10 protein-coding genes are annotated in these 15,900 nt (G+C 53.8%); 4 read left to right on the forward strand and 6 right to left on the reverse strand.

Annotated features, from left to right (window positions below):
* The first annotated feature begins 101 nt into the window (after positions 1-101).
* From pncB to aspC, 4 genes are all read left to right on the forward strand, one after another.
* A complete protein-coding gene (gene pncB / locus WM46_RS09745) occupies positions 102-1,304 on the forward strand; it encodes a nicotinate phosphoribosyltransferase (RefSeq protein WP_102602141.1) in 1,203 nt (400 codons plus the stop codon).
* A 162-nt stretch (positions 1,305-1,466) separates the two neighbouring features.
* Positions 1,467-2,876, forward strand: a complete 1,410-nt coding sequence (gene asnS / locus WM46_RS09750) for an asparagine--tRNA ligase (RefSeq protein ID WP_046478715.1) — start codon at positions 1,467-1,469, stop codon at positions 2,874-2,876.
* Positions 2,877-3,478: 602 nt separating this feature from the next.
* On the forward strand, positions 3,479-4,591 hold the full coding sequence (ompF, locus tag WM46_RS09755) for a porin OmpF (RefSeq protein WP_102602142.1): 1,113 nt from the start codon (positions 3,479-3,481) through the stop codon (positions 4,589-4,591).
* Between the two features lie 183 nt (positions 4,592-4,774).
* Positions 4,775-5,965 (forward strand): aspartate transaminase, encoded by a 1,191-nt coding sequence (gene aspC, locus WM46_RS09760; protein WP_102602143.1) that lies wholly within the window; start codon positions 4,775-4,777, stop codon positions 5,963-5,965.
* A 49-nt stretch (positions 5,966-6,014) separates the two neighbouring features.
* Here aspC and WM46_RS09765 read toward each other — a convergent pair whose 3' ends face one another.
* From WM46_RS09765 to mukF, 6 genes are all read right to left on the reverse strand, one after another.
* Positions 6,015-6,662, reverse strand: coding sequence for an MBL fold metallo-hydrolase (locus WM46_RS09765; RefSeq protein ID WP_102602144.1), 648 nt, complete (start codon positions 6,660-6,662; stop codon positions 6,015-6,017).
* A 19-nt stretch (positions 6,663-6,681) separates the two neighbouring features.
* A complete protein-coding gene (locus WM46_RS09770) occupies positions 6,682-7,230 on the reverse strand; it encodes a YcbK family protein (protein WP_061077037.1) in 549 nt (182 codons plus the stop codon).
* 176 nt (positions 7,231-7,406) lie between these two features.
* A complete protein-coding gene (gene ldtD / locus WM46_RS09780) occupies positions 7,407-9,257 on the reverse strand; it encodes a L,D-transpeptidase (protein WP_102602145.1) in 1,851 nt (616 codons plus the stop codon).
* 172 nt (positions 9,258-9,429) lie between these two features.
* Positions 9,430-13,890, reverse strand: coding sequence for a chromosome partition protein MukB (gene mukB / locus WM46_RS09785; RefSeq protein WP_102602146.1), 4,461 nt, complete (start codon positions 13,888-13,890; stop codon positions 9,430-9,432).
* Positions 13,890-14,594 (reverse strand): chromosome partition protein MukE, encoded by a 705-nt coding sequence (mukE, locus tag WM46_RS09790; RefSeq protein ID WP_061077034.1) that lies wholly within the window; start codon positions 14,592-14,594, stop codon positions 13,890-13,892. The genes mukB and mukE overlap by 1 nt, the downstream gene beginning before the upstream one ends.
* Entirely contained in the window at positions 14,575-15,897 is a 1,323-nt protein-coding gene (mukF, locus tag WM46_RS09795; RefSeq protein WP_042320184.1) for a chromosome partition protein MukF, read from the reverse strand. Before mukF ends, mukE begins: the two co-directional genes overlap by 20 nt.
* Positions 15,898-15,900: the final 3 nt, after the last annotated feature.

The raw sequence follows: 15,900 nt of genomic DNA on the forward strand, positions 1-15,900 counted from the left end.
TGATCGGGGTTCAATAAATCGCTAAACAAGGTATACTCCAGCGGTTTTCTTAGTTGTTTATTGTACTAAACGCTCCCGTGAGAGGATGCTACTGCGCACCTATGACACAATTCGCTTCTCCTGTTCTGCACTCGTTGCTGGATACAGATGCTTATAAGTTGCATATGCAGCAAGCCGTATTTCACCACTACTATGATGTGCAGGTAGCGGCTGAATTTCGTTGCCGAGGCGACGACCTGCTGGGTATTTATGCCGACACCATTCGCGAGCAGGTCAATGCTATGCAGCATCTGCGCCTGCAGGATGAAGAGTATCAGTGGCTCTCCGGCCTGCCCTTCTTCAAAGCGGATTACCTCAACTGGCTGCGCGATTTTCGCTATGACCCACAGCAGGTATCCGTCAGTAACGACAACGGGAAGCTGAATATCCGCTTAACCGGCCCGTGGCGTGAAGTCATCATGTGGGAAGTCCCACTGCTGGCGGTGATCAGTGAGCTGGTCCATCGTTATCGCTCACCAGAAGTAGGCGTCGCGCAGGCCCTCGATACGCTGGAGACGAAACTCGTCGATTTCTCTGCTTTAACGTCAAGTCTCGATATGTCCTGCTTCCACCTGATGGATTTCGGCACCCGTCGCCGTTTTTCCCGTGAAGTGCAACAGGCTATCGTTAAGCGCTTGCAGCAGGAGTCGTGGTTTGTTGGCACCAGTAACTACGATCTGGCGCGTCGTCTGTCGCTAACACCTATGGGCACACAGGCGCACGAGTGGTTCCAGGCGCATCAACAGATAAGCCCTGAACTGGCGACCAGTCAACGCGCCGCCCTCGCCGCATGGTTGAATGAATATCCGAATCAGTTAGGTATTGCGCTGACCGACTGCATTACGATGGATGCGTTCTTACGCGACTTTGGCAGCGAATTTGCGACCCGTTACCAGGGACTGCGCCATGACTCTGGCGATCCCGTTGAATGGGGTGAAAAAGCTATCACGCACTACGAAAAGTTGGGTATCGATCCGCACAGCAAAACGCTGGTCTTTTCCGACAATCTGGATCTGAATAAAGCCGTCGATCTTTACCGGCATTTCTCCTCCCGCGTACAGTTGAGTTTTGGTATTGGCACGCGCCTGACGTGCGATATTCCGCAGGTTAAGCCGCTAAACATTGTGATCAAGCTGGTGGAGTGCAACGGTAAACCGGTTGCCAAACTGTCTGACAGCCCTGGCAAAACCATTTGCCACGACAAAGCCTTTGTTCGCGCGTTGCGCAAAGCGTTTGATTTACCGCATATCAAAAAAGCCAGTTAATCCTGCCAGGGAGCCGCTTCGGCTCCCTTTTAGCATTTATTTCTGAATTCTTTTCTTTTCTTGTTAATTCTACTTGTCTGATTGCAGATGCCAGGTAACATAGGAAATCCCCATTCCGGGGAACATGTGTTTATATATCGGACTATTAACAGAGAGAATATTATGAGCGTTGTGCCTGTAGCCGACGTACTCCAGGGCCGTGTAGCCGTTGACAGCGAAGTCACCGTGCGCGGATGGGTACGTACCCGCCGAGATTCAAAAGCTGGCATCTCCTTCCTCGCCGTTTATGACGGTTCCTGCTTTGATCCTGTACAGGCCGTCATTAATAATTCTCTGCCCAATTACAATGAAGAAGTGCTGCGTCTGACCACTGGCTGCTCCGTTATCGTCACCGGGAAGGTTGTAGCCTCTCCGGGACAAGGACAGAGTTTTGAGATCCAGGCCACTGAGGTTGAAGTCAGCGGCTGGGTTGAAGATCCAGACACGTACCCGATGGCGGCGAAACGTCACAGCATCGAGTACCTGCGTGAAGTTGCGCACCTGCGTCCGCGTACCAACATGATTGGTGCCGTCGCACGTGTTCGCCACACGCTGGCGCAGGCGCTGCACCGTTTCTTCGATGAGCAGGGCTTCTTCTGGGTTTCCACTCCGCTGATCACCGCGTCTGATACCGAAGGTGCTGGTGAGATGTTCCGTGTGTCAACGCTGGATCTGGAAAACCTGCCGCGTAACGATCAGGGCAAAGTGGATTTCGACAAAGACTTCTTTGGTAAAGAGTCCTTCCTGACCGTATCCGGCCAGTTGAACGGCGAAACTTACGCCTGCGCGTTGTCGAAGATCTATACCTTCGGCCCGACTTTCCGTGCGGAAAATTCCAACACCACCCGTCACCTGGCGGAGTTCTGGATGCTGGAACCGGAAGTGGCCTTCGCCAACCTGAGCGACATTGCCGGTCTGGCGGAGGGCATGCTGAAATATGCCTTCAAAACCGTACTGACCGAGCGTGCTGACGACATGAAGTTCTTTGCCGAACGCGTGGATAAAGAGGCGATTAGTCGTCTGGAACGTTTCATTGAAGCGGATTTCGCCCAGGTGGATTACACCGATGCAGTCGCTATTCTTGAAGAGTGCATTAAGAAAGGCAGAAAGTTCGAGAACCCGGTTTACTGGGGTGTCGATCTTTCCTCCGAGCACGAACGTTATCTGGCAGAAGAACACTTTAAAGCGCCGGTGGTGGTGAAAAACTATCCGAAAGAGATTAAAGCGTTCTATATGCGCCTGAACGAAGACGGAAAAACCGTTGCCGCGATGGACGTTCTGGCGCCGGGTATCGGTGAAATCATCGGTGGTTCTCAGCGTGAAGAGCGTCTGGATGTACTGGATGCGCGCATGCTGGAAATGGGCCTCAACAAAGAAGACTACTGGTGGTATCGCGATCTGCGCCGCTACGGTACCGTGCCGCACTCTGGCTTCGGTCTCGGCTTTGAGCGTCTGATCGCCTACGTTACTGGCGTACAGAACGTTCGTGACGTGATCGCCTTCCCGCGTACACCGCGTAATGCGACGTTCTAAGATCGTTCACAAAAAGGCCAGCGTTGCTGGCCTTTTTTATCGCCTGAAATGTCAGTTTTTGTGAGTAATAAGTAAGCAATTCTACGATCAACCCCCAAATCTCCTCACTCCTGTTACCTGATATTACGTTGTAATATTTCTGCACAAAAAATAAACCGCAATTTTCTTGCGGATTAGTATTTCCTCACCCAATAGCACATTTTATACACAATCTCACAGCATTCCAGACGTCCAGATACGGCCATAAGCAAAACTGGAAACGTCTATTTTCTGTACGCTATTTTTCTTTTATTCAAATTAAAGATAAGAAAATCATATAAATAGATATAAGTGGCGTGATCTGGAGCTGAAATCGTTTCGAAATTTGATATCGTTCACAAAGTTCCAAAAATGTAATAATTAGTTACACATTTTTTCTTTCTGAAACCAATTCTTTATCTTTGTAGCACTTTCACGGTAGCGAAACGTTAGTTTGAATGGAAAGATGCCTGTCAGACACATAAAGACACCAAACTCTCATCAATAGTTCCGTAAATTTTTATTGACGAAATTTATTGGCGGCAGTGGCAGGTGTCATAAAAAAACCATGAGGGTAATAAATAATGATGAAGCGCAATATTCTGGCAGTGGTAATCCCTGCCCTGCTGGTAGCCGGTGCAGCTAACGCTGCAGAAATCTACAACAAAGACGGCAACAAACTGGACCTGTACGGTAAAACCGTTGGTCTGCACTATTTTTCTGACAACGCAGGTAATGACGGCGACCAGACTTATGCTCGTCTTGGCTTTAAAGGGGAAACTCAGATCAATGACCAACTGACCGGTTACGGCCAGTGGGAATACAACTTCCAGGGTAACAACTCCGAAGGCGGTGCTGACGCACAGAACGGTAATAAAACCCGTCTGGCGTTTGCCGGTCTGAAATTCGGTGACGCGGGCTCCTTCGACTACGGCCGTAACTACGGTATCGTTTACGATGCACTGGGTTACACCGATATGCTGCCAGAATTCGGCGGTGATACCGCATACAGCGATAACTTCTTCGTTGGCCGTGTTGGCGGCGTTGCTACCTACCGTAACGCTAACTTCTTCGGTCTGGTTGATGGCCTGAACTTCGGTATTCAGTACCTGGGTAAAAACGAGCGCGCAAGCAGCTACGAAGTCGACCCTACCGATCCGACCAGCACCAACTTCAGCGACGTTCGTCGTTCTAACGGTGACGGCGTTGGTGGTTCCATCAGCTATGAGTTCGAAGGCTTCGCTGTTGTAGGTGCTTACGGTGCAGCTGACCGTACTAATGCGCAGCAGGATCCGGCACTGCGCGGCAGTGGCGAAAAAGCTGAGCAGTGGGCAACCGGTCTGAAATATGACGCGAACAACATCTACCTGGCAACCAACTACGGTGAAACCCGTAACGCTACCCCGATCAGCGGTGGTTTCGCGAACAAAACTCAGGACTTCTTCGTTGTTGCTCAGTACCAGTTCGATTTCGGTCTGCGTCCGTCCATCTCCTACAACAAATCCAAAGCGAAAGACGTAGAAGGTGGTGTGGGTAGCGAAGATCTGGTGAACTACATTGAAGTAGGCGCTACCTACTACTTCAACAAAAACATGTCCACCTATGTTGACTACCAGATCAACCAGATTGATTCTGACAACAAACTGGGCGTGAACTCTGACGACACCGTTGCTGTCGGTATCGTATACCAGTTCTAATAGCAGACCCCTTTGTTAAATGCCTAAAAAACAGGACTTCGGTCCTGTTTTTTTATGCCTGTCAGCAAAATCTTGCGACTTCAAAAAACCTTCAGGGTTTTCATCACTAACGGTTGGCATTTTGTAAATCTACCGTTAACCTGATAACGGATTTCCCTTCTGTAACCACAATGGAACCTCGTCATGTTTGAGAACATTACTGCCGCCCCTGCCGACCCCATTCTGGGTCTGGCCGATCTGTTTCGTGCTGATGACCGTCCTTCGAAAATTAACCTTGGGATCGGTGTTTATAAAGATGAAACTGGCAAAACGCCAGTGCTGACCAGCGTTAAAAAAGCCGAGCAATACTTACTCGAAAATGAAACAACAAAAAACTACCTCGGCATTGACGGTATTCCGGAATTTGGCCGTTGCACGCAGGAACTGCTGTTCGGCAAAGGTAGTCATCTTATCAATGACAAACGCGCACGCACGGCGCAAACGCCGGGCGGCACCGGCGCGCTCCGCGTTGCAGCCGACTTCCTGGCAAAAAATACGGCAGTAAAACGCGTCTGGGTGAGCAACCCGAGCTGGCCAAACCATAAGAGCGTGTTTAACTCCGCCGGGCTGGAAGTACGCGAGTACGCTTATTACGACGCAGAAAACCATTCTCTCGACTTTGATGCACTGCTAAACAGCCTGAGCGAAGCGCAGGCGGGCGATGTGGTGCTGTTCCACGGTTGCTGCCATAACCCAACCGGTATTGATCCTACGCTTGAGCAGTGGCAAACCCTGGCTCAGCTTTCCGTCGAGAAAGGCTGGTTGCCGCTGTTTGACTTCGCGTATCAAGGCTTCGCCCGTGGTCTGGAAGAAGACGCGGAAGGACTGCGCGCGTTCGCCGCGCTGCACAAAGAGCTGATTGTCGCGAGCTCTTACTCCAAGAACTTTGGCCTGTACAACGAACGTGTGGGTGCCTGTACGCTGGTCGCGGCAGATACGGAAACCGTTGACCGCGCCTTCAGCCAGATGAAATCCGCCATTCGTGCGAACTACTCTAACCCGCCAGCCCACGGCGCATCAGTGGTTGCCACAATTCTCAGCAACGAGGCACTGCGCGCAATCTGGGAACAGGAACTGACCGATATGCGTCAGCGCATTCAGCGTATGCGTCTGCTGTTTGTGAACACTCTGCAAGAGAAAGGGGCAGATCGCGATTTCAGCTTTATCATCAAACAAAACGGCATGTTCTCGTTCAGCGGCCTGACCAAAGAGCAGGTTCTGCGTCTGCGTGAAGAGTTTGGCGTTTATGCGGTGGCTTCTGGTCGCGTCAACGTTGCCGGCATGACGCCGGATAACATGGCGCCGCTGTGCGAAGCCATTGTCGCCGTGCTGTAAGACTTGCGATAAAAGCAAAGCCCGCGATAAGCGGGCTTTTTAATGGGGATTACCAGACAGGCATTTCATCCTGCAGGAACGGGTTGTGCAACCGTTCATAGCCCAGCGTCGACAGCGGCCCGTGACCCGGAATAAACGTCACGTCATCGCCTAATGGCAACAGCTTACGTTTGATCGAGTCAATCAACTGGCTGTGATCGCCGCGCGGGAAATCACTGCGCCCGACTCCACCTTTAAAAATCACGTCGCCTGAGATGAGCAGTTGCGACTGCTCGTCAAAGAAAACAACGTGTCCAGGCGTATGGCCCGGGCAATGCAACACCTGTAAAGTCACATTCCCTACGCTGACACGATCTCCTTCGTTAAGCCAACGGTCGGGCGTCAGTGGCTGACATTCGCCGAGGCCAAACATGCGACTCTGAGCAGGCAAACCCTGCAGCCAGAACTCATCTTCTTTTTCCGGACCGATAACCGGTATACCGTAGTGTTGCGCCAGTTCCGCCGCGGCACCCACATGATCGAGGTGTCCGTGAGTGAGCAGGATCTGCGTCAACGTGATGCCGCTGGCATCCACTTCCTGTTTGATTTTCTCAGCATCGCCGCCGGGATCGACAAGCGCCGCCAGACGCGTTTGCTCACACCAGATCAAAGAACAGTTCTGGGAGAACGCGGTGACCGGAATAATACGATAGTTCATACTGCTCCTGTTTCGTTAATCACCAGTGCCGCGCCGGCCCGGTGTCAATATGCACAAAGTTACTGCGTGGGTAGTATCCTACACCACCTGCGCGCATAGATAACGCGGCTTTGCGAATATTACTTAACGAAATGCCTTCAATATGAAAATCCATGGCCTGGCCTTTAGTGTGATAGCTTTGTTTCGCTACCCCACGGCTGTGCGCACGCAATTCATTGTTGGTATCCAGTGAACGATAACCGGAAATCAGTTGAACGGGCTTACGTGTTCCCAACAGCCCTTGCAGGCGGAAAAGCTGATCGAAGAGTCCGGGATCGATGGACTTCACCTTATTCGCGCGATAGTCACGGAAAAAATGGTTAAGTTTGGCTAATTCATCCTGAATATAAGCTCTGCCATCAAAAAATTCCGCTTTAATTGACTCTCCGGTGTTGAGGTTGCTCAGAGTCAAAATACGCGGACGCGGGGTAGAGAGTGTGGCAAACGCAGGCACAGGCAAGATGGCAGCGCCGAGGGCAGCACCACCTAACGCCAGCAGTTTGCGGCGATTAGCGTCAAATTTGTCCATGGTTTAAGGTCTACAGGTCAATGTTATCGTCTATATGCTTTAGCGCACGATAGGCACCTTAACTGGCATCAAAGCCGCCGTCAAGTTGGCCCAACCCCAGCAATGACGGGGCTTCTGGGCCGATACCCCTGTCACTGCCAATTATTACGACAACAGATTAACCAGAACTTCTTCATTTACCTGATTAATTGTTCTGCTTTTGCCACAATTTGTGCGCTGGATCGCGCTGTCAGATCATAATTGTAAATATCTGTACGATACTGGGTACGTCCGTCCGCGCCAACAAACGCCGTCAGGTAGTAAAGGTTGACCGGGATAGTCTGACGAATATTCACGTAGCGCGTGTCGCCTTGCTTCAGCGCATCGGAAATTCGCGTATCGTTCCAGCCCGCATCCTGTAACAGCATGTTTGCCAGTTCAGAAGCCTTGTTCACACGCACGCAGCCAGAACTGAGCGCCCGGGTATCCTTCTGGAACAAATTATGGTTCGGCGTATCGTGCAGATAAATAGCATCGGAACTTGGCATATTGAACTTATAGCGGCCCAACGAGTTACGCGCTCCCGGCGCCTGCTGGAAACGGAACGGTAAATTTGACGGCGTGATGGTTGACCAGTCAACCTGCCACGGATCAATCGCCTCTCTGCTGTTCCAGCCCCGCATCACAGTATAGCCGTGACGTTCAAGGTAGCCCGGATCGTTCCACAGTTTAGGCAGAATATCCTTACGCGCCAGCGTCGGCGGGACGTTCCACGGTGGATTGACCACCACGTTATTCAGCGCGCTGCTCATCATCGGCGTTTTACGATCGGGACGACCGACAATCACCCTGGACGCCAGTACCTGATTACCGTTCTGATAATAGACCAGCGAATACGCCGGAATATTCACCATAATTCCCGTCGACAGTTCAGACGGCAGCAAACGCAAACGCTGGATATTGAGCGCCAGTACGCCTGCGCGCTGCGCGGGGGTCACGTTCAACCAGTCGCGGGTAGCCGGGCCAATGGCGCCATCTGCGCCCAACCCTTGCCACGTCTGGAAGCGTTTTACCGCTTCAACCAGCTCTTTATCATACGCGGCACTGACAGCCGGCGCTGGCTTACTGCGCGGTGCGGTCTGTTTTGCCGTATCAACGCTCGGGGTTTCAACCGCAACGGCAGACGGACTGACCACCGCCTCTGACGAAGTATCATCACCCGGCAGCGCAATTTTCGGTCCCCCTTCCAGCATCCCGGTGCGCTGCAGTATTTCCCGCAGCGCAGGCACGTCGTTGCTCCACTGACCCGGTCGTAGCGTTGCTTTGCCGGTCAGTTGCGGCCATGGACGTGAATCGCCCACCAGCGTTAATAGCGATGCGTGCATTGACGCATACTGAGGGTGCTGAGGCGCCAGCCCGGCAATAAACGTCGGAAGTTGTCCATTATCCAGCGCAACCTGCCACTGATTGATGACCGACAGCGGCGGCGTCGCCAGCGCATACGGCTTACTGCTGTACAGCCAGCGATTACCTTTGACCGAAATATTGGCAATCAGATGGAGATACCCCATCATCGCATCAGACAACACCAGATCGCGTGTGATGCCGCTAACGGCAGGATCGGTCAGTAACGCCACCCAGGTGGTGAACTGAGGCTGGAAGCCGGCAATGGCGACCTCAGCCAGTTGCTGCTGGAACGCTTTGACGGCTTCGCGATTTTCCCACATCGGTTTCATATCGCGTGCCGCATAAAGCAGTTCAAGCTGATTCATATAGACAGGCGTGTAGCCTGAAGGAAGTTGCGACTGAAGCTCAGCTCGCGCCTTTTCCGCCGCCCCCTCAGGGAGTGGCTGCAAACCCGCCATCACAGCCGTGGCGCCAGATTGCGCCTGCGGCTGCGCGAGACTCTGCTCACTGACAACGACAGGGCTGTCGCCAGGTATCACTTCAGGCTCATCAGCCTGAACACTGGACAGTGGAGCGAATGCTACGGCCAGGCATAAACTCATTGCCGAGAGCCGACGACCACCAATTTTATTAAGCAACATCCCTTGCCCTCTGGTTACATTACGACATGCTCACATCTACCGGAGCTTTCCTTCATTATAGAAAGGCTGATATGCGATTGCCTAACCTAATGTAAAGAAGTTTAAAGAAAATGCACCTGAAATCCATAGTTTAAGAAATGAAAAAGACGGCTTTTCAGCCGTCTTTAAGGTTTTAGCTGGCTTCTGACGGGGCATCAGCCTCACCGGGGAGCGGATCCGGCAACTGCGGCGCAAACCCGCGTAGCCCGACCACATGGACATGTTCCGTATTCTGGAAGACTTTACGGACCAGCTTATAGGTGGTGCCCTTCTCCGGACTGATGTTTTCCGGCGCCGCGATAATGAGCTGCATCTGCAAACGCTCACAGAGTTCAAACAGCGTCGCGATGGAGCGCGCATCCAGACGGGCGGCTTCATCAAGGAACAGCAGACGGCATGGCGAGATATCTTTCCCGCGCAGTCGGCGCGCTTCATCTTCCCAGCTTTGAACCACCATCACCAGGATCGACATCCCGGTACCGATCGCTTCACCGGTCGACAGCGCACCGGACTCCGCACGCAGCCAGCCGTCAGAACCACGGTTAACTTCCACTTCCATTTCGAGATAGTTACGGTAGTCCAGCAACTCCTCGCCAATGGTTTGCGGCGTACGCTGTCCCATGTCGATTTGCGGGTTCAGGCGTTGATAAAGCTTCGCCAGTGCTTCCGAGAAGGTCAGGCGATTGCTGTTGAACAGATCCTGATGCTGCTCATGCTGTTCAGACAGCACTTCCAGCAGCGTGGCATGGGTTTCACGCACATTCACGTTCAGACGCACGCTGTGAACCTGGCCAAACGACACGCTCTGCAGCCCCTGGTTGAGCTGACGGATACGGTTCTGCTCGCGCTGGATGGTCTTGCGAATAATATTCGCCACGCTACGTGAGCTGATCGCCAGTTTCTGTTCGCGGGAGGTCAGCTCTTCAGTCAGACGGCCCAGCTCGATTTCCATCTGTTCGATGGCTTCCACTGGATCGTCGGTACGAATGATGTCCTGACGGATACGTTCGCGCAGATGCTGATACACCGCGACAAAGAACTGAATCTTACGTTCCGGACGTTTCGGATCTTCCGACAGACGCAGGACATCACGCAGATGCTCGTTATCAGCGACCGCCAGACGCAGCGCACCCAGCGCCTTATCCGACATAGAACGCAGTTCATCACCCGAGAGATAGGCCAGCTCACGGCGGTGCAGGCGACGCTCGACGCCACTGTCTTTCACCAGTCGCATCACTGCACACCAGCCGGCTTTCGCGGTCACCACCTGCTCACGCATTTCGTGGTAATCGCGTTCCAGTTTGCGTAGTTTGCGGGTCAGGTTATCCATCTCCGCTTCACAGAAGGTAAGCGCTTTTTCAAGCTGGTTACGCCGCGCACGGTTGTTGCTGAGTTGCGAATGCAGTTCATCGCGACGAATGCGCGCACGCTCTTCCGCCCCGCTATCGGCACGAACGCCGATATCCTGCAATTCACGCTGCAAATCGTTAAGCAGCTCTTTCTTGGTATCGTAAGAGCTTTTCAGCGAAGCCAGAACCTGATTGTACTGACTCAGTTGCGCCGCATGACCGCGCAGGGCTTCACGGGCGCGGGTACGTTCAGCTTCCGCATGTTCCAGCCGCTCACGCAGTTTTTCGTTCAGATCGCTGTTGCCGCTGAGCATTTCCGCCGAGTCGGAATAGCCGAAGTGCGCACGACGCTGAACCACTTCGGTCAGCGCAAACGCCTGCTGACGCGCATCACGCTGCGTCTGCTGGGAGTATGCGTAATCTTCTTTCAGTTGTTCAAACTGTTCCGGATCGCTCTGCAACACCGAAACCATCGGTTCCAGTTTCGCCAGTTGGTTGCCGTGCTGCTGTACAAAGCGCGCGGCTTCTTGCGCTTCATCCAGACGCTCGCGGATCTCCTCGACGCGATCCGCCAGACTGTCGTCAGCCAGCAAATTCAGACGCGGCAGCAGGCGGTTCAGCGCGGCAACGCCCTCTTTCGCCTGCTCGTACTGCAGACGCTGCTGCTGGTTGTCGTTTTCGTGGGCGGTCAGCGCACGTTCCAGTTCAACGCGACGGCTGTTGAGCTGGCGAATTTCGGCTTCCGGATCGGATTCAAAGGCCACCGAAAGATGGCTGCCAATGAAGCGGCTGAACGCCTGATGCAGGCGCTGCGTTTTCTGAACGTCAAAAGAGAGCGTGGCAAAACGCTCGGATAATCCTTCACGCTCGGCATGCAGCGTTTCGATACGGTTTTCTCGCGCCGCACGGCCAAACAGCGGTACGGACGGGAATCGCGAGTAGCGCCACTGGCGATCGGCAATCTTCACCACCACCGCTTTTTCCAGTTCGTCAACGCTGAAGACGCTGTCATCAAACGACTGCGGATCACCTTCGATCAGATACAAATCTTCCGGGCAATCCGTTAACCCTTCCAGTTGCTCAGAGATCAGCGACAGATCCGGCACCACGATGGCGTGACGCGACGGACCATACAGCGCGGAGAAGTACGGAGCATCTTCAAGACTGACGTCGTCATAAATTTCTGACAGCAGCACGCCGCCAAAGCGTTCCGCCAGCGCGTTCAGACGCTGATCTTCCGAACCACCAGGCTGACTTAAACGTTCGATCTCTTCATCAACGGCATTCTTGCGGGCGCCAACTTCATCGCGTTCCACAATCGCTTCACGTTCACGCTCAAGCAATTGCTGCAGATATTCGGTCACTTCCTGGCTGGACGTAAACTCTTCGCCACACTGCTCGCTGAGCTGGCTCAGGCTGTTTTGCGCCGCCAGCCAGACGGGGGCACGCTGCATGAGATGCTGAATGCGGGACTGTAGCTGTTCCTGCTCCTGACGCAGCGCCATGCGCTGTTCATGCGCGCTGGAGACGTTGTCAGACAGCGAGGCGATACGCGCTTCCAGTTCCTGATGCAGGGCTTCCAGTTCGTCAATATCGAAATTTTTGCCCTGACGTTTACAGAATTCCGCCAACAGACGTTCGGCTTCCTGCTGCTCGCGCAGGCGCTGTTCCAGTTCGCTCAGTCGCATACGCAGCGACTGCGCCTGTTCCGCCAGGTGACGCTGGTCAACGCCTTCGCGCAGCAGTTCGCGCGCCACGTCCCAGGCCTCATTTCGCGCCAGCGGGCCATTGATCGCCACCACCAGCTGATAGGCCTGCTCGAACTGACTGTGCGCGGTTTGCGCCACGCTCATTTTCTGTTCCAGCGAAAGCATTTTTTCGGTGGCTTCCTGCTCTTTCGCCTGGAAGGTTTCCAGCCACTCGGCGGCGCTATCGGCCGTCAGGTCCGGCAGATGACACACCGCTCTGGCGCGCTCCAGCGCCGAGATCGCCTGGTTGTACTGGATGGCGCGGGTCTGCTGAACGTCCAGCGCCTGCTGGTAATCCGCCAGTTGGCTTTTCAGCTCATCCACTTCCAGCTCGGCAGCTTCAGCGCGGGCTTCGTTCTCTTCCTGACGATCGACAGCTTCCGCCACCACTTCGTTTTGTTCTTCGAGACGGATCTGCAACTCGTCGAGATCCGCGGCATAACGTTCAATTTTTTCCTGCTGACGCAACGCCGTTTGCACCAGGTTCAGGTGATCGCTCGCCGCCTGATAATCGGCTTCGAGATCGCCTTCCGCGCCGTTGTGCTCGCCCAACTCACGCGCCATGTCGACGTGTTTATACTGCTCCGCCGCCAGCTGTTTGCGCGACGTGTACAATTCGCGACGGAATTCCAGCGCTTTATCGAGGTGGATCCGGCGCTCATTGGCGTGGCGCATATAGTCCGCCGCCACATAGTTGGTGGCTTCGCTGATCAGGTGTTTAAACAGATCGCGATCGGACTGGGTCACGCGAATAGCTTCCAGCGTCAGGCGGTTTTCCCGCAGCGCGGCTTCCATATCCTGGAACGCCTTACGCACCCCGCTGTTTTCCGGCAACAGGTAGTCGCGCAGAGAACGGGTGATCGCGCTGGAAATCCCGCCGTACAGCGAGGCTTCAATCAGGCGATAGAATTTACTACGGTCAGACGCAGAGCGCAGACGACGGGCGATGAGGCCCAGGTCGAACATCAGCGAATGGTAATCGGTGATCGAGTTGAACTGCTTAAACTGCACGCCTTCCATCTCGTCGAGCTTCTCTTTCAGCTCCGTCAACGGCAGGACGCGCGCCTGACGTTCATTCAGCGTCTCCGTCACCAGTTGCGTGGGCTGCACAGACATCGGCAGTCCCTGAATGGCAAACGGTTTGATATCGACTTTACGGTCGCGTCCGGCAACCTGCTGCAAACGCACACCCACCACCACGCGCTGATGGCGCGAGTTGATCGTATCCAGCATCGAATAACAGACACCCGCTTTCAGCTTACCGTGCAGACCTTTATCGCGCGAGCCGCTGGTCGCGCCTGCTTCGGTGGTGTTACGGAAGTGCAGCAGGGTTAAATCCGGGATTAGCGCCGTGACAAACGCCGCCATGGTGGTGGATTTCCCCGCGCCGTTCCCCCCGGAAAGCGTGGTAACCAGTTCATCCAGGTCAAAGGTACGGGCAAAGAAACCGTTCCAGTTAATCAGCGTTAGTGAGCGAAATTTACCGCGTTCAATCATTATTCTTCTTCTCCACTGTCCGGCTGATTCTCTTCGGTCTCATCATTGAGCTGCAGATGGTTTTCGACCGGCATCGCTTCGCCATCGCGGATCAGGCGACGCTGCGCTTCCCGCGGATCATCGCCACTGCGCACATCCGCGCCAAAGCGGAACACCGATTCCGTAATGCGGAATTTGCTGCTGTCGTGTCCCATAAACCACACCATACCTAAACGGCGAAGACGGTTTAACGACGAGCGCATTTTTTCCTGTAACTTCTGGCGGTCGACGTCGGAGCCGGTTGAGCGGTTATTTACCAGCTTCAACAGTTTGGCTTCGTCAGCCAGCGTCAGCAGCTCGTCGTACAATTCCTGCTGAGTGAAAATCCCCTCGTTCGCCAGCCGCTCCGGACTGAGATAGAGGTAGCAGAGAATTTTACCGACCATCATGTCCAGTTCAGACAACACGGAACGCGGGATAATGGTCGTTGAACGCGGACGCAGGTAGAAGAATCCTTCCGGCGCGCGGATCAGTTCCACGTTATAGCGGCTGTAAAACTCTTCCAGATAGTCCTGAAAGTCCATCAGAAAGGCATGATTATCCAGTTCATCCAGACCAATGTGGCGGCCTGAACGTAATGCGCTGTCCAGCGCCGGAAATAACGGATTCGCCAGCGCCTGCGCCAGCTTAACCGGCATCACTTGTTCAATATTTGTCAATGACATGCGCCTGTACCTTGGCTCCGTAATCATTAATCGGCTGCCATTTGGCTGGCAGTCCGGTGAAGTCTGCTTGCGCTACGCCAAGGCGTACCGCCTGATCGATAACAATGCGCGCGACGTCAAAATGACGCGCACGCGGGTATTGCGCAAGATACTCGCGCACTACCAGACCGAGATCTAACGGCGTCTCTTTCGATTTATAGATAGCCAGTTGGCCTTCGATAATCGCCGCCAGCTGTTCGCGGATCTCGTTAAACTCTTCGTACTCTAAATCTGGCGGAAGTTCCCCGGTGACCTCTTCATCACGCAGCGCCATCTCTTCGTCACGCATATCCAACAGACGATCGGCGTTGGCATAGGTCAGCGCCCACGGCTCGTCAAAGTAGGTCTGTACCGACTGACGTAAGCGCTGGGCAAAGACGCGGTTTTTATCCATATCGATGGCGGTACGGATAAATTTGTGGACATGGCGGTCATAGCCAATCCACAGGTCGATCGACTGCTGACCCCAACTGATAATACGATCGAGCTTGCTTTGCAGGTCAAACACCAGGCGATCAACAAAATGCAGATCGTCATGGGCCAGCGTTGCATCCTGGATACGCAGCAGATTGGCCTGCAATTTATCGCCTGCCGCTTCCAGCGTATCCTGCAGTTCGCGCAGGGTTCCTGACGTTTCTGACAGTAGCAGTTCACAGCTTGAAATCGCCGCGCGCCAGTCTTTATTCAGCAGTTGCGCGATATCATCTTTCACCTGCTGCTGCTGTTCATCCATGATGCGCTGAGTCAGATCAATACTGTCGAAAATCTCAGCGACCGAATACTTGAGCGGCGCATAAACGTTGCGATGCCAGTGGAACTCATCGCCGCCCTCATCGGCGGCATCCGCCGCGCGCTTGAGCTCACCCGCCACGATCGATAACTGCATTGACAGACGCAGTGTGGAAAATTCACGTTGGCGAATATAGTAATCGGTAATGCCAATGCCGAGCGGCGTCAAACGATAAATCGCGTTCCCTTCTGCCTGCTCACTGGTAAAGCGGTTCAGCAGACGTTGACGCACCATATCGTTGATCGCATTGTTCGCGCGCACGCCAATGGTTTCGCTGGTTTGCTCAAACGCATCACTTACATGGCGGAACGCATCCACCAGTTCGCCTTCGCTCATCTCACCGTCCAGGCGCTCGCCGTTCAGCGTGGCCACCGCCAGCAGAAACGAGAGTCGGTCTACCGGCAGCGAGATAGAGAAGTCATTTTTTCTGGCCCAGGCAACCAGTTCGGGGACTGTCTGGGAAAATTCACTCATAGG

The organism is Citrobacter freundii complex sp. CFNIH2 (genome assembly GCF_002880615.1).
GTDB lineage: Bacteria > Pseudomonadota > Gammaproteobacteria > Enterobacterales > Enterobacteriaceae > Citrobacter_A > Citrobacter_A amalonaticus_F.